Annotated in this window: 18 protein-coding genes and 1 pseudogene; 9 read left to right on the top strand and 10 right to left on the bottom strand. The window is 65.4% G+C overall.

Annotated features, from left to right (window positions below; translation table 11 throughout):
* Positions 1-111, top strand: a pseudogene (locus DI041_RS17380) (IS110 family transposase); the annotation flags it as partial.
* A gap of 23 nt (positions 112-134) precedes the next feature.
* Here the strand turns inward: DI041_RS17380 and DI041_RS17375 are convergent.
* The 3 genes from DI041_RS17375 to DI041_RS17365 form a co-directional block, all read right to left on the bottom strand.
* Positions 135-770, bottom strand: coding sequence for a glutathione S-transferase family protein (locus tag DI041_RS17375; protein ID WP_136639514.1), 636 nt, complete (start codon positions 768-770; stop codon positions 135-137).
* A gap of 57 nt (positions 771-827) precedes the next feature.
* Complete coding sequence (locus DI041_RS17370; RefSeq protein WP_136639513.1) at positions 828-1,163, bottom strand: hypothetical protein; 336 nt, start codon at positions 1,161-1,163, stop codon at positions 828-830.
* A 122-nt stretch (positions 1,164-1,285) separates the two neighbouring features.
* Positions 1,286-2,803 (bottom strand): fumarate hydratase, encoded by a 1,518-nt coding sequence (locus DI041_RS17365; RefSeq protein WP_046984349.1) that lies wholly within the window; start codon positions 2,801-2,803, stop codon positions 1,286-1,288.
* Positions 2,804-2,960: 157 nt separating this feature from the next.
* On the opposite strand from DI041_RS17365, the gene DI041_RS17360 reads away from it, so the two are divergent.
* The 5 genes from DI041_RS17360 (at position 2,961) to DI041_RS17340 (ending at position 7,982) form a co-directional block, all read left to right on the top strand.
* Positions 2,961-3,857: an RNA polymerase sigma-70 factor gene (locus DI041_RS17360; RefSeq protein WP_046984384.1), complete on the top strand. Its 897-nt coding sequence runs from the start codon at positions 2,961-2,963 to the stop codon at positions 3,855-3,857.
* 36 nt (positions 3,858-3,893) lie between these two features.
* The gene (locus DI041_RS17355; protein WP_046984350.1) at positions 3,894-4,343 is read left to right on the top strand and encodes a carboxymuconolactone decarboxylase family protein; all 450 of its coding nucleotides are present in this window, start codon (positions 3,894-3,896) and stop codon (positions 4,341-4,343) included.
* A 240-nt stretch (positions 4,344-4,583) separates the two neighbouring features.
* A complete protein-coding gene (locus tag DI041_RS17350) occupies positions 4,584-6,455 on the top strand; it encodes an ABC transporter ATP-binding protein (RefSeq protein ID WP_046984351.1) in 1,872 nt (623 codons plus the stop codon).
* Positions 6,456-6,535: 80 nt separating this feature from the next.
* Positions 6,536-7,315: a ferredoxin--NADP reductase gene (locus DI041_RS17345; protein WP_046984352.1), complete on the top strand. Its 780-nt coding sequence runs from the start codon at positions 6,536-6,538 to the stop codon at positions 7,313-7,315.
* Between the two features lie 109 nt (positions 7,316-7,424).
* Positions 7,425-7,982, top strand: a complete 558-nt coding sequence (locus tag DI041_RS17340; protein ID WP_248298499.1) for a TlpA disulfide reductase family protein — start codon at positions 7,425-7,427, stop codon at positions 7,980-7,982.
* Between the two features lie 28 nt (positions 7,983-8,010).
* On the opposite strand, the gene DI041_RS17335 is transcribed toward DI041_RS17340, so the two are convergent.
* Complete coding sequence (locus DI041_RS17335) at positions 8,011-8,490, bottom strand: glutathione peroxidase (protein ID WP_136639512.1); 480 nt, start codon at positions 8,488-8,490, stop codon at positions 8,011-8,013.
* A 130-nt stretch (positions 8,491-8,620) separates the two neighbouring features.
* Between DI041_RS17335 and DI041_RS17330 the strand changes: the two genes are divergently transcribed.
* Positions 8,621-10,789 (top strand): M3 family metallopeptidase, encoded by a 2,169-nt coding sequence (locus DI041_RS17330; RefSeq protein ID WP_136639511.1) that lies wholly within the window; start codon positions 8,621-8,623, stop codon positions 10,787-10,789.
* Positions 10,790-10,871: 82 nt separating this feature from the next.
* Here the strand turns inward: DI041_RS17330 and cfa are convergent, their stop codons facing one another.
* From cfa to DI041_RS17315, 3 genes are read right to left on the bottom strand one after another with little or no spacing between them, the layout of a single operon-like run.
* Positions 10,872-11,987, bottom strand: a complete 1,116-nt coding sequence (gene cfa, locus DI041_RS17325) for a cyclopropane fatty acyl phospholipid synthase (RefSeq protein ID WP_046984355.1) — start codon at positions 11,985-11,987, stop codon at positions 10,872-10,874.
* Positions 11,988-12,006: 19 nt separating this feature from the next.
* Positions 12,007-12,888, bottom strand: coding sequence for a DUF3298 and DUF4163 domain-containing protein (locus DI041_RS17320; protein WP_136639510.1), 882 nt, complete (start codon positions 12,886-12,888; stop codon positions 12,007-12,009).
* A gap of 37 nt (positions 12,889-12,925) precedes the next feature.
* A complete protein-coding gene (locus DI041_RS17315; RefSeq protein ID WP_006377679.1) occupies positions 12,926-13,228 on the bottom strand; it encodes a GNAT family N-acetyltransferase in 303 nt (100 codons plus the stop codon).
* Between the two features lie 209 nt (positions 13,229-13,437).
* Between DI041_RS17315 and DI041_RS21280 the strand changes: the two genes are divergently transcribed.
* Positions 13,438-13,599, top strand: a complete 162-nt coding sequence (locus DI041_RS21280) for a hypothetical protein (protein ID WP_012511601.1) — start codon at positions 13,438-13,440, stop codon at positions 13,597-13,599.
* 56 nt (positions 13,600-13,655) lie between these two features.
* On the opposite strand, the gene DI041_RS17310 is transcribed toward DI041_RS21280, so the two are convergent.
* Both DI041_RS17310 and DI041_RS17305 read right to left on the bottom strand, forming a co-directional pair.
* Positions 13,656-14,282: a rhomboid family intramembrane serine protease gene (locus DI041_RS17310; protein WP_006377680.1), complete on the bottom strand. Its 627-nt coding sequence runs from the start codon at positions 14,280-14,282 to the stop codon at positions 13,656-13,658.
* Between the two features lie 7 nt (positions 14,283-14,289).
* Complete coding sequence (locus DI041_RS17305) at positions 14,290-15,855, bottom strand: POT-type proton-dependent oligopeptide transporter (protein WP_012511603.1); 1,566 nt, start codon at positions 15,853-15,855, stop codon at positions 14,290-14,292.
* A 162-nt stretch (positions 15,856-16,017) separates the two neighbouring features.
* Here DI041_RS17305 and DI041_RS17300 point away from each other — a divergent pair, with 162 nt between their 5' ends.
* Positions 16,018-16,854, top strand: a complete 837-nt coding sequence (locus tag DI041_RS17300; RefSeq protein WP_136639509.1) for an endonuclease/exonuclease/phosphatase family protein — start codon at positions 16,018-16,020, stop codon at positions 16,852-16,854.
* A gap of 188 nt (positions 16,855-17,042) precedes the next feature.
* Here the strand turns inward: DI041_RS17300 and DI041_RS17295 are convergent, their stop codons facing one another.
* Positions 17,043-17,654 (bottom strand): superoxide dismutase, encoded by a 612-nt coding sequence (locus DI041_RS17295; protein ID WP_005410310.1) that lies wholly within the window; start codon positions 17,652-17,654, stop codon positions 17,043-17,045.
* Positions 17,655-17,792 lie beyond the last annotated feature (138 nt).

Raw genomic sequence — 17,792 nt, 5'->3', positions numbered from 1 at the left:
GTCAAGCAGGGCAAGCCGGGCAAGGTGGCTTTGGTCGCGGTGATGCGCAAGATGCTGGTGATCCTCAACGCCCGCAAAAGGGATGCGGAGGCCCAGATGGCCTCCGCCTGACAAGACAGTTGCTACAGAACGGACTACAGCCAGTCGGTGATGCCTTCGCGGCGGTACACCTCGGCGAACGCCGGGCGTGCCTTCATCGCCGTGGCATGCGCCTTGAGCGGCGGCCAGGTGTCGCTGGGCTTCGGCATGTTGCGCGACCAGCGCATCAGCATCACCAGCATGTAATCGGCCACGCAGGGCGTCGCGCCCAGCAGGTACGGTCCGTGTGCCTGCAGGTGCGTGGCCACATGCTGCCAGGCCGCTTCCAGGCGCTGCCGTGCCATCTCGCGGCTGGCCTCCACGTTTGCCTCGCCCGCCACTTCGTGCGGATAGAACCAGGCACGATAGGCCGGCTGCAGCGTATTGGCACACCAGAACATCCAGCGGTAGGCATCGGCGCGCTGCGGCGTGCCCAGTGCGGGCAGCAGGTGGGCCTCCGGATGGCGGTCAGCCAGATACAGTGCGATCGCCGCCGCTTCGGTCAGTACCAGGCCATCGATCAGCAGCGTCGGCACTACACCGGCCGGATTCAGCGCCAGATACTCCGCTGATTTGTGCTCGCGCGCGTCGAAATCCAGCAGCACCAGTTCGTGTTCGATGCCCAGCTCGATCAGCAGCCAGTGCACCACCAGCGCGGCAGTACTGGTTGAACCATACAGCGTGGTGCTCATGCGCGGCTCCTGTGTGGATGGATCCGCCGATTATGCGCCCACGCGAGCGGTCGTTGCTCAGCCGCAGCGGCTCATGCAGGTATCGCGGCCTTCGCCACAGGACATGATCGGTGTGCGTACTGCGCAGTCATGCGCCTTCAGTTCACAGGAGCGGCGCAACTCGGGGTTGGTGACGTCCTTGCAGCGCTTGTCCGGCGCCGGCACCATCTGTTGTTCGCAGCTGAAGTCGTTGCTGCCGATACTGCCCCGCGCCATGCAGCTGCGATAGTCGGCCTGGCACTGCATGCGGCACTGCGAGGAGGCGGAGAAGTCCGCACCTTCGTACGAGGATGTGCTGCTGCAGCCGGCCAGGGCCAGCAGGATCGCAACGGTGATGAATCGATGCAGGCCCATGAACACGTCCTGTGTGAGGTCGCGCCGAGCCTAGCAGAGCAGATGCTGCAGGTTCGTTAACCCTCACCACACAACAACGGCGCCACACGGGCGCCGTTGCTTGAACCGGATGCGCGGCAGGATTACTCCACCACCACCGGAATCTTGCCGATGCGGGCCTGCCATTCGCGCGGGCCGGTCTTGTGCACCGATTCACCGGTTGAATCCACCGCCACGGTCACCGGCATATCCTGCACGGTGAACTCGTAGATCGCTTCCATGCCCAGGTCGGCGAAGCCAACGACCTTGGCCGCCTTGATCGCCTTGGACACCAGGTAAGCCGAACCACCGACGGCCATCAGGTAGGCCGACTTGTTGTCACGGATCGCTTCAATCGCCGCCGGACCGCGCTCGGCCTTGCCGACCATGCCCAGCAGGCCGGTCTGTTCCAGCACCTGGCGGGTGAACTTGTCCATGCGGGTGGCCGTTGTCGGGCCGGCCGGGCCCACTACTTCGTCACGCACCGGATCGACCGGGCCGACGTAGTAGATGAAGCGGCCCTTCAGATCGACCGGCAGCTGCTCGCCCTTGTTGAGCATGTCGACCATGCGCTTGTGCGCCGCGTCGCGACCGGTCAGCAGCTTGCCGTTGAGCAGCAGGGTCTGGCCCGGCTTCCAGCTGGCCACGTCCTCTGGGGTGATCGTGTCCAGGTCCACGCGGGTGCCCTTGGACGAATCGTAGGTCAGCTTCGGCCAGTCTTCCAGCGACGGCGGGTCCAGCATCACCGGGCCGCTGCCATCCAGGGTGAAGTGCGCATGGCGGGTGGCGGCGCAGTTCGGAATCATCGCCACCGGCAGGTTGGCCGCATGGGTCGGGTAATCGTTGATCTTGATGTCGAGCACGGTGGTCAGGCCGCCCAGGCCCTGCGCACCGATGCCCAGCGCGTTGACCTTCTCGTACAGCTCCAGGCGCAGCTCCTCGATGCGGTTGGACGCACCACGGGCTTGCAGCTCGGTGATGTCGATCGGCTCCATCAGCGCTTCCTTGGCCAGCAGCATCGCCTTCTCGGCAGTGCCGCCGATGCCGATGCCGAGCATGCCCGGCGGGCACCAGCCGGCGCCCATGGTCGGCACGGTCTTCAGCACCCAGTCGACGATCGAGTCGGACGGGTTGAGCATGGCGAACTTGGTCTTGGCTTCCGAACCACCGCCCTTGGCAGCGACGATCACTTCGACCGTGTTGCCCGGCACCACCTTGACGTTGACCACGCCCGGGGTGTTGTCCTTGGTGTTGATGCGCTTGCCGGCCGGGTCGGCCAGCACCGAGGCGCGCAGCTTGTTGTCCGGGTGCATGTAGGCGCGGCGCACGCCTTCATTGGCCATGTCCTCCACGCCCATGGTGGCGTCATCCCAGCGCACGTCCATGCCGATTTCCAGGAAGACGGTGACGATGCCGGTGTCCTGGCAGATCGGCCGATGGCCTTCGGCGCACATGCGCGAATTGATCAGGATCTGCGCCATCGCTTCCTTCGCGGCCGGCGACTCCTCGCGCTCATAGGCGGCGGCAAGGTTCTTGATGTAGTCGACCGGGTGGTAGTACGAGATGTACTGCAGCGCGTCGGCGATGGACTGGATGAGGTCTTCCTGCTTGATCGATGTCACGGATTGCTCGCTTGCTGAAGGCTGGCGGAGGTAATCCGCCCATTTTACCCCCTCCCCCGGCCGCAGGTAGAGTCAGGGGTCAGATCCCTTTCCCAGGGAAAGGGATCTGACCCCGCCTCCCTGTCACGCCATGCGCCACTACGGCGTCCTTGCCCACATGAACGCCGAAACCGCTTTCCAGACCCACCGCCCGCGCCTGATGGCGCTGGCCTACCGCCTGCTCGGCAGCCGCGCCGACGCCGAAGACGTGGTCCAGGATGCCTGGCTGCGCTGGTCCGGCGCCGACCCGGCGGCCGTCCGCGACCCCGAAGCCTGGCTGGTCACCACCACCACCCGGCTCGGCCTGGACCGGCTGCGCGCGGCCAAGCGCGAGCGCGTGCACTACGTCGGCCCGTGGCTGGCCGAACCGCTGGCGGTCACCCTCGAGCCTGACCCGGCGCCCGGTCCGGCCCAGCTGCATGCGCTGGCCGACGACGTCTCGGTCGCCTTCCTGACCCTGCTCGAACAGCTCGGCCCCGAGGAACGCGCCGCCTTCCTGCTGAAGGAGGCCTTCGACCACGACTACCGCGAAATCGCCGACCTGATCGGCCACAGCGAGGCCAACTGCCGTCAACTGGTGCACCGTGCCCGGCAACGCCTGCAGGCCGGACGACCGCGTTTCAACGCCGATGCAGGCCAGCACCGGCAGTTACTCACGCGCTTCATGGACGCCTCCCAGCGCGGCGACAGCGAGGCGATCCAGGCCCTGCTGCACGCCAACGCGCTGCTGGTCTCCGACGGTGGCGGCGTGGTCACCGCAGCGGTGCGCCCGCTGCTGGGCGCCGAACGCATCGGCCGCCTGTTCTGGGCCATCGCCCGCCGCGGCGCGGTGCATCCGGCGCAATTGGGCTACGTCAATGGCGAACCGGCGATCCTGCGTTTCCAGGGCGATCGCCTGCACTCGATCACCACCATCGAAGTGGTCGATGGCCGCATCGCCAACGTGTACAGCGTGTTGAATCCGGAAAAGTTGCCGGACGTTGTCACGCGCGGTGACGGTGCGGCGTCCTTGTAATGAAAGGCGGCCATCGTGGCCGCCGTGGAGCCGAAAATGTCCGACCACGCCTCTCCCCGCGTCCCTTACACCCGCCTGGCCGCCGAAGCCTTCAAGGGCCTGCTGGCCACCAGCAAGGCGGTGCATGACAGCTCGATCGATCCGACGTTGATGGAACTGGTGTTCCTGCGCGTCTCGCAGCTCAACGGCTGCGGCTACTGCATGGACATGCATGCCACCACGCTACGCAAGGGCGGCATCGAGCCGCGCAAGCTGGACACCCTGCCCGCGTGGCACGAAAGCCGCTTCTTCGATGTGCGCGAACGCGCGGCGCTGGGCTGGGCCGAGGCGCTGACCCGCTTGACCGACGGTGCGCCGTCGCAGGCGGCGTTCGATGCACTGGCGCCGCACTTCGATGAGAAGGGCATCAGTGACCTGAGCATGGGCATTGCGGTGATCAATGCCTGGAACCGGCTGGGGGCGGGCCTGCTGCCGCCGCTGCCGTAAAAGGGGGCCAGCCCGGTAGGTCAGGTTCCTGCAGCTGTTGGTAGATGTCGACCTTGGTCGACACGGTAGATCCACGCCATGCGTGGATGTGGTTGGGTCGGATCCCTTCGCAACGCGAAGGGCTCTGACCCGATCTGGCTGGTGGGGTCAGAGCCCTTTGCGCAGCAAAAGGATCCGACCCCGGCGGCCACACGGCTGCCCTGACCCCACCTGCACGTATCAGGCGCGCACAATGGCGGCATGCCAGCCTCTCCCATTGCCGGCGCTGCCGCCGCGAAGAAACCCAGCCTGCGCCAGCGCTTCAAGGCGATGCGCAACCTGCCGCCGTTCCTGCGCATGGTCTGGCAGACCAGCCCCGCCCTGACCCTCGCCAGCCTGGGGCTGCGCCTGATCCGTGCGCTGCTGCCGGTGGCGATGCTCTTCGTCGGCAAGCTGATCATCGACAGCGCCCTGCACCTGAGCCAGCACGACGCTGGCTTCCCGCCACTGGGCGAAGCACTGTCCAGCGGCGTGCTGAATCCGTTGCTGGGCCTGCTGGCGCTGGAGCTCGGCCTGGCCATCGCCTCGGATCTGCTCGGCCGGCTGGTCAGCTATGCCGATGCGCTGCTGTCGGAACTGTTCGCCAACGTCACCAGCATCCGGCTGATGGAACACGCGGCAACGCTGGACCTGGAGGACTTCGAGGACCCGGACCTGCAGGACAAGCTGGACCGTGCAAGGCGCCAGACCATGGGCCGGATGAACCTGATGAGCCAGCTGTTCGGCCAGGTGCAGGACGCGATCACCGTGGCCAGCCTCGCCGTCGGCCTGCTGGTGTATGCGCCATGGTTGATCCTGCTGCTGGTGCTGGCGCTGGTGCCGGCCTTCATCGGCGAATCGCACTTCAACGCGGCCGGCTACAGCCTCAACTTCCAGTGGACGCCGGAGCGCCGCCAGCTCGACTACCTGCGCCAGCTGGGTGCCAGCGTGGAAACGGCCAAGGAAGTGAAGATCTACAACCTGCATCGCTTCCTGGTGGAACGCTATCGCAGGTTGTCTGCAGCACTCTTCCAGGCCAACCGTGCACTGGCACGGCGGCGTGCGTTCTGGGGCACGCTGCTGGCTGCGCTCGGCACGCTGGGCTACTACACAGCGTACGCCTACATCGCATGGCGCACGGTGCGTGGCGACTTCTCGATCGGCGACCTGACCTTCCTCGCCGGCAGCTTCCTGCGCCTGCGCCAGCTGCTGGAAGGCCTCCTGATCGGGTTCTCGCAGGTGGCCAGCCAGGCGCTGTACCTGGATGACCTGTTCTCGTTCTTCCAGATCCAGCCGGAAATCCACTCGCGCGAAGGTGCGGTACGCGTGCCGCAGCCGATACGCGAAGGCTTCGTGTTCGAGAACGTCGGCTTCCGCTACCCGGATGCCGAGCAATGGGCCGTGCGCCACCTCGATTTCCAGCTGCGGGCCGGCGAAGTGCTGGCCCTGGTCGGCGAGAACGGCGCCGGCAAGACCACGCTGGTGAAGCTGCTGGCGCGACTGTACGAACCAGACGAGGGCCGCATCCTGCTCGATGGCCGCGACCTGCGCGACTACGACCTGGACGACCTGCGCGCCAATCTCGGGGTGATCTTCCAGGACTTCGTGCGCTACAACCTCAGCGCCGGCGAGAACATCGGCGTCGGCCAGGTCGAGGCGATGGACGACCAGGCGCGCATCGCCGACGCCGCGCGCCGCGGCATGGCCGAAGAAGTGATCGACGACCTGCCCGCCGGCTACGACCAGCTGATCGGCCGCCGCTTCAAGCAGGGCGTGGACCTGTCCGGTGGTCAATGGCAGAAGATCGCCATCGCCCGTGCATGGATGCGCAACGCGCAGGTGATGATCCTGGATGAGCCAACGGCGGCGCTGGATGCGCGAAGTGAGTTCGAGGTGTTCCAGCGGTTCAGGGAACTGGCGGATAATCGCACCGCAGTGCTGATTTCCCACCGTTTTTCCTCGGTACGCATGGCTGATCGCATCCTGGTGCTGGCCGATGGCCGGATCGAGGCCAGCGGCACCCACGAGCAGCTGATGGCCGAGGGCGGTCGTTATGCCGAGCTGTTCGAGCTGCAGGCGGCGGGTTACCGCTGAGAACGCCTCTCGTTCCGCCTAATGAGAACCTGTCTCATTTGAGATAGAATCACCCCCGACGACTTCCGATAGATACGCCCATGTCCTCCGCTTTTGGCGCCGAAACGGTGCTTGAGGTCCGTCACTGGACCGATGCCTACTTCAGCTTCACCCTCACCCGCGACAGCGGTTTCCGCTTCGAGAACGGCCAGTTCGTGATGATCGGCCTGGAAACCGAGGCGCGGCCGCTGCTGCGTGCGTATTCCATCGCCAGCGCCAACTGGGAAGAGCATCTGGAGTTCTTCAGCATCAAGGTGCAGGACGGCCCGCTGACCTCGCGCCTGCAGCACATCAAGCCGGGTGACAAGGTGCTGGTCGGCAAGAAGCCCACCGGCACCCTGCTGATCAGCGATCTGCACCCCGGCAAGAACCTGTATCTGCTGGGCACCGGCACCGGCATGGCGCCGTGGCTGTCGGTCATCAAGGACCCGGAAACCTACGAACGCTTCGAGAAGGTGATCCTCTGCCACGGCGTCCGCTACGAAAAGGATCTGGCCTACCGCGATTACTTCGAGAAGGAACTGCGTGAGCACGAGTTCCTGGGCGAGATGATCGGCGACAAGCTGCTGTACTACCCGGCCGTCACCCGCGAGCCGTTCGCCAACCAGGGCCGCCTGACCCAGCTGATGGAAAGCGGCGAGATGCAGCGCACGCTCGGCCTGCCGGAATTGAGCCCGGAGAACGACCGCGCGATGATCTGCGGCAGCCCGCAGATGCTGGCCGACCTGCGCAGCGTGCTCGATGCCCGTGGCTTCCAGGTCTCGCCGCGTATTGGCCAGCCGGGCCACTACGTGTTCGAGCGCGCGTTCGTCGAGAAGTAAAGCGCGGGGCCCTGGCCCCGCATTTGTACGCGACCTGTTGCGCACCCTGCGCATTGCAGGCATCGTCCCCCCGCACGGGCCGATGGCCCTCCCGGGGAATACACGGATGATGAACACATCGATCCCGCACTGGATGCGGGCTTGGGCAATTGCCGGCCTGCTGCTGGCAGCGGTTCCGGCGTGGGCTGCGCCGCCTGCACGCGGCGAAACGCCGCCGCAGGCGCTGGGCAACGACCGCAAGGGCAATCCGGTCAATCTGGCCGATCAGCGCGGCAAGGTGGTCATCGTGACCTTCTGGGCCTCCTGGTGCGGGCCCTGCCGCAAGGAACTGCCGATCCTGGCCCATCTACAGCAGGTGATTGGCGAGGACGCCTTGAAGGTCTACGCGGTCAACTGGGGCGAACCGCGGCTGGAGGTCAGCCGGCTGATCCGCCAGCGTGACTGGCCGAAGCTGGAGTACCTGCATGATCCTGGCGGTGCGCTGGCGGAGCAGTTCGGCATCGTCGCCGTACCCCACATGTTCATCGTCGGCCGCGACGGCACCATCGTCCATGCCCATCGCGGCTACAGCGAGGCCAGCCTGCCGCGGATCATGCAACAGGTGATCGAAGCCCTGCCCGAAGAGGTCCGCAACCGGCAGGCAGGCGTACCAGCGCTGGGACACTGAGCGCTGCGCCCAAGGCGACCGGCAGCTGTTACAGCAGCGCTTCGATCGCGCTGCGCAACTGCTCCGGCCTGGTGGTGGGCGCATGGCGCGATACCACCCGCCCCTGGTGGTCGACCAGGAACTTGCTGAAATTCCACTTGATGCGGGCACTGCCCAGCAGGCCGCGCTTCTCGCGTGACAGCCACGCCCACAGCGGCTCGGCCCCCTCGCCATTGACCTCGATCTTCTCCGACAGCGGAAAACTGACCGGATAGTCCAGTGAACAGAACTGGCGGATCTGCGCGGCGTCGCCGGGCTCCTGCGCGCCGAACTGGTTGCACGGGAAGCCGATCACCACCAGACCGCGCTCGCGGTACTCCTGCCACAGCTGTTCCAGCCCGGTGTACTGCGGGGTGAAGCCACAACGACTAGCGACATTGACCAGCAGCAATGGGTGGCCCTTGTAGCGGGCCAGCGGCTGCGGCTGGCCGTCGAGGTCACGGAAGCTGAAATCGTAGGCAGTGGTCATGGCAGCGGGCCGTGGGCGGTGAACGCATGGTACCCGCGCCCGGCCCGGACAACATGCCTTTTGACACAAGTGCCGGCGCGCCGGGCCGGGTTACCCTCGGGCCCTTGTTTGCCTTACCGGAGCTATTACCTTGACCACTCGCCTTGCCCTTGCCGTGGCCATGACCCTCGGCCTTGCCCTGCCCGCCTACGCTGCCAGCGCCGCCACCGCGGCCGCCGCCAGCAGCGCCCAGCAAGCCAACCCGTTCTTCGCCGACAGCCCGCTGCCACTGCACTTCCCTCAGTTCGACAAGATCAAGGACAGCGATTTCGCTCCGGCTTTCGACGCCGGCATGGCGCAGCAGCTGAAGGAAGTGGAGGCCATTGCCAACACCAAGGCCAAGCCGACCTTCGAAAACACCATCATCGCCCTGGAAAAGAGCGGTGACACCCTGGATCGCGCGACCACCGTGTTCTTCAGCCTGGTCGGCGCCGACACCAACGACACCCGAAAGAAGCTGCAGGCCGATTACTCGGCGAAGTTCGCCGCGCACAGCGATGCGATCGCGCTGAACGGCAAGCTGTTCGCCCGCATCCAGGCGCTGTACGACACCCGCAGCCAGCTGGGTCTGGACGCCGAAGGCGTGCGCCTGGTCGAGAAGTACTACGACAACTACGTACGCGCCGGCGCCAAGCTGTCCGAGGCCGACAAGGCCACGCTGAAGGCCATGAATGCCGAGCTGGCCAACCTGGGCACCAAGTTCAGCCAGAACGTGCAGTCGGAAGTGAACGCCTCGGCGATCACCGTCGATGACGTCAAGGAGCTGGACGGCCTGTCCAAGGAGCAGATCGCGGCTGCTGCCGAAGCCGCCAAGGCCCGTGGCCTGGACGGCAAGTACGTGATCACCCTGCTCAACACCACTGGCCAGCCGCCGCTGACCAACCTGGCCAACCGTGCCCTGCGCCAGAAGATCTACGAAGCCTCGACCACCCGCGGCAGCCGCGGCGGTGAGTTCGACAACACCGCGCTGGTCTCGCGCATCATGCAGCTGCGTGCCGACAAGGCCAAGCTGATGGGCTTCCCGAACTTCGCCGCCTACAACCTGACCAACCAGACCGCCAAGACCCCCGAAGCGGTCAACGCGATGCTGGGCAAGCTGGCTCCGGCCGCAGTGGCCAATGCCAAGCGCGAAGCCGCCGACCTGCAGGCGATGATCGACAAGGAACAGAAGGCCGCCGGCAAGAAGACCTTCGCCCTTAAGCCGTGGGACTGGGCGTTCTACAGCGAGAAGGTGCGCCAGGCCAAGTACAACTTCGACGAATCGCAGCTGAAGCCGTACTTCGAGATGAAGAACGTGCTGGAGAACGGCGTGTTCTACGCGGCGGGCCAGGAATTCGGCCTGACCTTCAAGCAGCGCACCGACCTGCCGGTCTACCACGACGACGTCACCGTCTATGACGTGTTCGATGCCGACGGCAGCCAGCTGGCGATCTTCATCTTCGACCCGTACGCCCGCGCGTCCAAGCGTGGCGGTGCGTGGATGAATTCCTACGTCTCGCAGTCCAAGCTGACCGGCTTCAAGCCGGTGGTGGCCAACCACCTCAACATCCCCAAGCCGCCGGCCGGCCAGCCGACGCTGCTGACCTGGGATGAGGTGAACACCACCTTCCACGAATTCGGCCATGCCCTGCACGGCATGTTCTCCAACGTGAAGTACCCGTACTTCTCGGGCACCTCGGTGCCGCGTGACTTCGTCGAGTTCCCCTCGCAGGTCAACGAAATGTGGTCGGACAACCCGGCCATCCTGAAGAACTACGCCAAGCACTACCAGAACGGTTCGGCGATGCCGCAGGCGCTGCTGGACAAGGTGCTGGCCGCTGCCAAGTTCAACCAGGGCTTTGCCACCACCGAGTACCTGGGTGCGGCCATGCTCGACCAGCGCTGGCACCAGATCGGTCCGGACCAGGTGCCGGCCGCCAAGGACGTGATGGCCTTCGAGCGCGCCGCGCTGGAGAAGGACGGCATCTACTATGCGCCGGTCCCGCCGCGCTACAAGACCCCGTACTTCAGCCACATCATGGGCGGCTACTCGGCTGGCTACTACGCCTACATCTGGTCGGAAGTACTCGACGCCAACACCCAGAAGTGGTTCAAGGACAACGGCGGCCTGAGCCGCAAGAACGGCGACCACTTCCGCGCCACCCTGTTGTCCAAGGGCGGCAGCGTGGATGCGATGCAGCTGTTCCGCGATTTCGCCGGCCACGAGCCGCAGATCGAACCGCTGCTGGAAAAGCGTGGCCTGACCGGCGCCGGCAACTGATCGCCAGTGCGGTAGTGTGAAATGAGAACCGCCCGGGAAACCGGGCGGTTTTTTTGTTGGGGTTGGGGTCAGAACCCTGGATTCAACGCGGCGCGACGTATCCCCCCGGCACGCCTTCCGGCGACAGCACCATCTGCCACAACTGCGCGTGCCGGCAACGGAAGGTCGCCATCGAGCCGGCCAGGTAGAAACGCCACATGCGACGGAAATGCTCGTCGTAACGTTCATCCAGCCGTGGCCATGCTGCTTCCACGTTGCGCCGCCACGCCTGCAGGGTCAGGTCGTAGTCGGTGCCGAAGTTATGCCAGTCCTCCAGCACGAAGCGGCCCTCGAACGCCTTGGTGACCTGCACTGCCGACGGCAGCATCGAATTGGGGAAGATGTAGCGCGCGATCCACGGATCTGTGCGATGCCGCGAGATGTTGGTGCCGATGCTGTGCAACAACAGCAGGCCGCGCGGCGACAGGCAGCGCTTGGCCACCTCGAAGAAACTGCCGTAGTTCTTGTCACCAACGTGCTCGAACATGCCGATCGAGAAAATCGCATCGAACGGCTCGTCCAGTTCACGGTAATCCTGCAGGCGGATCTCGATCGGCAGGCCGGCGCACAGTTCGCGCGCGAACTCGGCCTGTTCCTGCGAGATGGTCACACCCACTCCGCTGACGCCGTAGCGCTCGGCGGCAAACTTCAGCGCTTCACCCCAGCCGCAACCGATATCCAGCACGCGCTGGCCCGGACGCAGGCCCAGTTTGCGGCAGACCAGGTCGAGCTTGGCTTCCTGCGCGGCGTCGAGATCATCGGCGTTGCGCCAGTAGCCGCAGCTGTAGACCAGGCGCCGCCCAAGCATGGCCTGGTAGAGATCGTTGCCGAGATCGTAGTGGCGGCGCCCGACTTCATAGCTGCCCTGCCCGACCTGGAGATTGAACAGGCGCGCCTTCAGCGCATCGGCCACTTCGCGCCAGCCGTGCACCCGCTCATCCAGGTGCGCCTGCATCAGGTGGACGAGGAATTCATCCAGGACGTTGGCATCCCACCAACCGTCCATGTAGCTCTCGCCGAGACCAAGCGAGCCGTGTGCCATGACCCGCGCGAAGAAGCGCGGGTCATGCACCTGGATGTCCTGTGGCTGGGTACCGCCGATGCGGACCCCGGCTTCCTGCAGCAGGCCGGAAACCCGCTCCTGCAACCCTGTATCCACGCCACCTCCTCGACTGCGGTCAACCGCGTGCGAACAGCTCCACGTAGTCCTTGGCCACGTGCGGCAACAGCACCGCCGCCGGTACATCGGCGGTCTGGGTGCCATCCGAGTATGGACCCACCTGGTACGGCGGGAAAACAAAGCGCAGCGCGGTGATCTGCCCCTTGTCGTCGGTGAGCGGCTGGAACTGGCTGAAGTTGTCGGCCTGCGGGCCGGTGCCGTCGGCAATCATGCGCGATGCGTTGCGCAGCGATTCCTGCAGCTGGGCCGGGTCCATGTCCTCACCACTGAGGCGGGTCGCCACGCGTTCGCGCAACTGGTCGGCGACGAAGTCACTGATCGCTTTCCAGCCCTTGGCATCGGCCACCAGCTTTTCGGCGCTGAGCATCTGCTGATGCTGCGGCAGCCACACGAAGCGCGCCACCAGCGGCTCGCCGTGGGCGCCACCGGTATAGCGGCTGCCATCGGCGCTGACCACCACCAGCTGCGGGGTTTCCAGCAGTTTCTCGAAGCTCAGCGACAGCTCGTAGGGCATGGTCGGCTTGTCATTGCCCAGCCCGTCCAGCGCCTGCTGCAGATCACTGCGTGCACTGGTGGCGTAGCCCTGCAGCGCGCGCGCCAGGCCCGGGTAACGGTCGATGCCGGCCGGATAGCTGATGCCCACCACTTCGCGCTCGTTGTTCTCGATCACATCGCGCAGGTCCAGCGGCGCTTCCGCAGCCGGCGTTTCACCTGCCGCAGCGGCCTCGGCGGCAGGCGCCGCGTCGGTCGCCGCTGACGGCTCGCTTTCACGCTGGCAACCGGCCAGCAACAGCACGCCCACCACGCCGGCCAGCACGCTGCCGTGCAGTGGCCGGTTGTTTCCAATCTTCATCGGGATCCCCTGTTCATGTTTGTACATCATCGCCTGCCATGGCTGAAGCGTGACCCGCTGGCATTCAGCCAACGAGCAGGTCGTGATACTCCTCGTGCCGCTGCAGGAAGGCCTCGGCGTACGAACACGCCGGCACCACCTTGTACTTCTGTTCGCGGGCGAAACGCAGCGCGACGCGGGTCAATTCACCGGCAATGCCACGGCCAGCGATCGGCTCGGGCACTTCGGTGTGGGTGATGACCATGCGCCTGCGCTTGATCTGGTAGTCGAGCACCGCCAGCTGTCCTCGCACGCGGGCGGTGAAGCGGTGGCTGGCCAGATCATGTTCGACCTCGTAGGCCAGACCGGGGGGCGTGACCGAAGCCATGGAGCTGTCTCCTGCGACGACTGCGTGGATGGTGCGCAGCCGGGCGCCATGATCGCGTGAAGCCTGAACAGGGGCAAGTCCGATCCATTCACGTCAGTTCCCGACCCTCAAGCTGGAGGGTGGGCGGCCGCTATCGCCTGTGGAGGGGTACGGCCAGGCTGGCACGACCCTTGCGACCGTTGACCATGCGCACCACCGCGGAGGCTCCCATGCACCCCAGCGATACCCATTCCGATACCGACCGTGCCCTGCTGGAGGGCCTGCTGCAACTGGCGGTGGAGGGGCAGACCGAAGACCAGGATTTCCAGCGCATCGGCGAGGAGGTATTCGCCCGCCTGCAGGACACCTACGGCCAACAGACCCGCGCCTGACCAGGAGCGGGGGCCAACCCCGGGGTCGGATCCAGCGGATCCGACCCCGGCCAACTTCAACCGCCGCCGAGGCGGAAGGTCGGGTTGGAGAGTTCGCGCAGGAAGTGGTTGAAGATGCTCGGCTGCATGGCCAGCATGAAGATCACGCCGAATGCCGCGCCGGCCAGGTGCGCACTGTGGTTGATGCGGTCACCGCCACGCTTGTCCATCCAGATGCTGTAGCCGACGTAGAACGCGGCATACACGATGGCCGGTGCCGGGATGAAGAACACCAGGATGATCGACCACGGCTTGATCAGGATGAAGGCGAACAGCACCGCCGACACCGCACCCGACGCACCCAGGCTCAGGTAGTTCGGGTTCTTCTGGTTCTTCAGGTAGCTGGGCAGGATCGAGACCACCAGCGCACCGATGTAGAACGCCGGGTAGGTCAGGTAGCTGCCGGTCAGCTGCACCATCACGCTCTCGATGAACCCCCCGAAGAAGAACAGGGTGATCATGTTGAAGATCAGGTGCGACCAGTCGGCATGGATGAAGCCATAGGTCACCAGGCGGTCGTACTGGCGGTGGCGGTCCACTGCCGGCGGCCACAGGATCAGGCGGTCGGCCAGCTTGCGGTTGTTGAAGGCCATCCACGACAGGATGGCGGTGACGGCGATCAACAGCAGATTGACGGGGGTCATGTCAGGCTCAGGCGCTACGGTAGTTGTCGACCATACGATAGCGTTTTGCATACCAACCGAAAGCCAACGCCGCAATGAAAGCGAAACCGGCGAAGAAGAACATCAGGAACGCCGCCTCGCTCAGCCCTGTCCCTGCAATCTGGTGGGTCACCGTGTCGTTGCGCACCGCGGCGTTGGACAGCAGTACCCACAGGTTGCCGATGGTGGTGGTCAGGTTCCAGAAGCTCATCACCACGCCCTTCATCGCCTGCGGCGCCTGGCTGTAGGCAAATTCCAGGCCGGTGGCCGAGACCAGCACTTCACCGAAGGTCAGCAGCGCATACGGCAGCATCTGCCAGAAGATCGACATCGCATTGCCGCCATCCATCACCACCTGGATACCACCCACCACGATCCAGGCCAGGCCGCTGAAGGCGATACCGGCGGTCATGCGGCGCAGCGCGGTCGGTTCGAAACCGAAGCGACGCAGGGCCGGGTACAGCACCAGGTTGTTGAACGGAATCAGGATCATCACCAGCAGCGGGTTCAGCGCCTGCATCTGCGAGGCGGTGAACCAGCTCGGCATCTGCATCTGCTGGCCCTGCAGGACCCAGGTCGAGGCCTTCTGGTCGAACAGCGAGAAGAACGGCGTGGTCAGCGCGAAGATCACCAGCACGCGCAGTACCGAACGCACACCTTCCACGGCTTCGGCCGGATGCTGGCCGCGGGCGCGGTCCAGCTGCAGCCAGGTGCCGCCACCGATGCCAGCGAGGATGGCGACCAGCGCCAGGCACAGGCAGATCACGATGCCGAGCGAACCGACCAGGCCGAACGAGGCTGCCGCCAGTACCAGGCCGAGCACGGCGATCACCAGGCCCGGGCGGCCCTGGCCGGCGACGCGCGCGGTCAAGGCGGTGCGCACCACGTTGGCGAACGAATGCGGGTCCTTCGGCGGCAGCGGCACCAGCACGTAGCGCTTGCGGCCCAGCCAGAACACGAAGGTGGCGATGAACATCAGGATGCCCGGGATGCCGAACGCCCACTGCGGGCCCCAGTTCTTCAGCACCAGCGGGATCAGCAGCGAGGCAAACAGCGAGCCGAAGTTGATGATCCAGTAGAAGGCGTCGAAAACGATCTTGGCCAGGTGCTTGTTGCTCTGGTCGAACTGGTCGCCCATGAACGAGGCCACCAGCGGCTTGATGCCGCCGGCACCGAGCGCGATCAGGCCCAGGCCGAGGAAGAAGCCTTCGCGGCTGTTCTCGAACAACGCCAGGCACAGGTGACCGGCGCAGTAGACCAGGCTGAACCAGAGGATGGTGTGGTACTTGCCGAAGAACTTGTCAGCCAGCCAGCCACCGAGCAGCGGGAAGAAATACACGCCGATCATGAAGCTGTGCATGATGTCCTTGGCTTCACCGGCACGGCCTTCCGCAGTGATTTCCTGCAGCAGCAGCGAGGTGATCAGGAACTGCACCAGGATGTTGCGCATCCCGTAGAAACTGAACCGCTCGCAGGCCTCATTGCCGATGATGTACGGGATCTGGCGCGGCATCTTTCCCTGGCCGGCGATGGGGGCAACTGCGTCGTGGCTCATCCTGTAAGGCATTCCTGCAAAGCGAAAGGCGCAAGATTACCGGAACCCGGGCTTGCGAAGCACGCTGCAGGGCTGCATGACAACGGTGCCAATCCGTGGCAGACACGCCATGCCCTGCCGGAAGTCACGGAACCTGCACGACAAAAGCGTAAACTTATCGTTATGCGCCCCCCCGCCCTCGCCCGCCTCCTGCTCGCTTGCCTTGCGCTGCTGCTGGCGTGGCAGGCCCAGGCGCGGCCACAGGCGCCGGCTGCCGCCACCGGCGACAGCGAGCCACGGCAGTTGACCGTGGCCGCACTGGAACTGCCCAGCCGCGACGATGCACAGTGGAAGCTGCGCCGTGAGCAGGTCGCCCAGCTGTTGACCGAACTGCAGCCGGACGTGATTTCGGTGCAGCAGGTCCTGCAGCAGCAGGGCCGGAACCCGGCCTGCTGGCTGGCCAGCCGGCTGCGCTACAGCTGCGACTTCGTCACCGCCGATCCGCCCAGCCAGCCGCTGCGGCATGGCAACGCGATGCTGACCCGGCTGCCGGTCAGCGAGGACGGCGTGACCCTGCTGCACCCGCCCGGCACGTTCAGCGCGGCCGGCATGATGCGGCTGAAGCTGGGCGCGTCGCTGCTCAACGTCTACGTGGCGCGCCTGCGTCCGGACCCGGACGAGGCCATCGCCCGCCAGCACCAGACCAGCGACCTGATGACCTGGATCAGCGCCACCGCCGAGGGCATGCCCAGCCTGATCGCTGGCGACTTCTCGGCCAGCACGGTGGAACTGGTGCGCAGCACGCCGGGCTTCCAGCCGGCCCGGCGCAATCCCGGCGCACCGGCGGCCAGTGGCGGCGGAGCAAGTGGCCATGGCCTGGACGTGCTGTTCCAGGTCAAGCACTTCGGCGGCATCCGCCAGCAGCCGATCCTGTTGCCGGCCGACGGCGACCTGCCCGGCCTGCGCCTGGGCGTGATGGCGACCCTGCGCCTGCAGGGGGATACGGCCACGGCCGAATAGCCCCGCTCATCCCCGCGGCACGCCTCACCCCGGTAGGTGGCCTTGGTCGGCACATTCCCACCGCGCGCGCACATGTTTCCGTGCCGACCAAGGTCGGCACCTACCGGAATCAGCCCCATTTCCAGGACTGACAGACAAAAAAAGGCCGGGGTCTCCCCCGGCCTTTTCCGCTCATCCAGTCACTGCGATCAGGCGATCGCTTCCTGGTAACGGCGCTCGACTTCGTTCCAGTCGATGACGTTGAAGAACGCGCCGATGTATTCCGGACGACGGTTCTGGTACTTCAGGTAGTACGCGTGTTCCCACACGTCCAGGCCGAGGATGGGGGTGTTGCCTTCCATCAGCGGGCTGTCCTGGTTGCCGGTGCTCTCGACCACGACCTTCTTGTCCGGGGTCACGCTCAGCCATGCCCAGCCGCTGCCGAAACGGGTCAGCGCAGCCTTGGTGAAGGCGTCCTTGAACTTGTCGAAGCCGCCCAGGTCCTTGTCGATGGCCTTGGCCACGTCGCCCACCGGGTTGCCGCCAGCATTCGGAGCCATCACGGTCCAGAACAGCGAGTGGTTGGCATGGCCGCCACCGTTGTTGCGCACCGGACCCTGCAGGTTCTCCGGCAGCGACTTGAGCTTCTTCACCAGTTCTTCGACCGGCAGGTCAGCGTACTCGGTGCCTTCCAGCGCCGCGTTGACGTTGTTGATGTAGGTCTGGTGATGCTTGGTGTGATGGATTTCCATCGTCGCCGCATCGATATGCGGTTCCAGCGCGTCGTAGGCGTAGGACAGCTTGGGCAGGGTGTAGGCCATGATGCATCTCCTGATTGCGAGGGCACCCGACGGTGTCGGGCGTTGCGCGGTGAATGATGGGGACAGACCGCCAGATTACCAAGGGGGATGTAAAGGAAATTGCGTCCTGCCAGTGAGCACGACGGCAATTGTTACGCA

The organism is Stenotrophomonas maltophilia (assembly GCF_004920835.1).
Taxonomy (GTDB): domain Bacteria; phylum Pseudomonadota; class Gammaproteobacteria; order Xanthomonadales; family Xanthomonadaceae; genus Stenotrophomonas; species Stenotrophomonas maltophilia_AQ.
Note: the sequence above shows the minus strand (reverse complement) of the source record. Positions and strands in the feature narration are given on the sequence as shown.

Bases quoted from the DNA above. Each gene is read 5' to 3' on its own strand.
- DI041_RS17375 (WP_136639514.1), bottom strand. From the start codon at position 770: ATGAGCACCACGCTGTATGGTTCAACCAGTACTGCCGCGCTGGTGGTG.
- DI041_RS17370 (WP_136639513.1), bottom strand. From the start codon at position 1,163: ATGGGCCTGCATCGATTCATCACCGTTGCGATCCTGCTGGCCCTGGCC.
- DI041_RS17360 (WP_046984384.1), top strand. From the start codon at position 2,961: ATGAACGCCGAAACCGCTTTCCAGACCCACCGCCCGCGCCTGATGGCG.
- DI041_RS17355 (WP_046984350.1), top strand. From the start codon at position 3,894: ATGTCCGACCACGCCTCTCCCCGCGTCCCTTACACCCGCCTGGCCGCC.
- DI041_RS17350 (WP_046984351.1), top strand. From the start codon at position 4,584: ATGCCAGCCTCTCCCATTGCCGGCGCTGCCGCCGCGAAGAAACCCAGC.
- DI041_RS17345 (WP_046984352.1), top strand. From the start codon at position 6,536: ATGTCCTCCGCTTTTGGCGCCGAAACGGTGCTTGAGGTCCGTCACTGG.
- DI041_RS17340 (WP_248298499.1), top strand. From the start codon at position 7,425: ATGAACACATCGATCCCGCACTGGATGCGGGCTTGGGCAATTGCCGGC.
- DI041_RS17335 (WP_136639512.1), bottom strand. From the start codon at position 8,490: ATGACCACTGCCTACGATTTCAGCTTCCGTGACCTCGACGGCCAGCCG.
- DI041_RS17320 (WP_136639510.1), bottom strand. From the start codon at position 12,888: ATGTACAAACATGAACAGGGGATCCCGATGAAGATTGGAAACAACCGG.
- DI041_RS17315 (WP_006377679.1), bottom strand. From the start codon at position 13,228: ATGGCTTCGGTCACGCCCCCCGGTCTGGCCTACGAGGTCGAACATGAT.
- DI041_RS21280 (WP_012511601.1), top strand. From the start codon at position 13,438: ATGCACCCCAGCGATACCCATTCCGATACCGACCGTGCCCTGCTGGAG.
- DI041_RS17310 (WP_006377680.1), bottom strand. From the start codon at position 14,282: ATGACCCCCGTCAATCTGCTGTTGATCGCCGTCACCGCCATCCTGTCG.
- DI041_RS17305 (WP_012511603.1), bottom strand. From the start codon at position 15,855: ATGAGCCACGACGCAGTTGCCCCCATCGCCGGCCAGGGAAAGATGCCG.
- DI041_RS17300 (WP_136639509.1), top strand. From the start codon at position 16,018: ATGCGCCCCCCCGCCCTCGCCCGCCTCCTGCTCGCTTGCCTTGCGCTG.
- DI041_RS17295 (WP_005410310.1), bottom strand. From the start codon at position 17,654: ATGGCCTACACCCTGCCCAAGCTGTCCTACGCCTACGACGCGCTGGAA.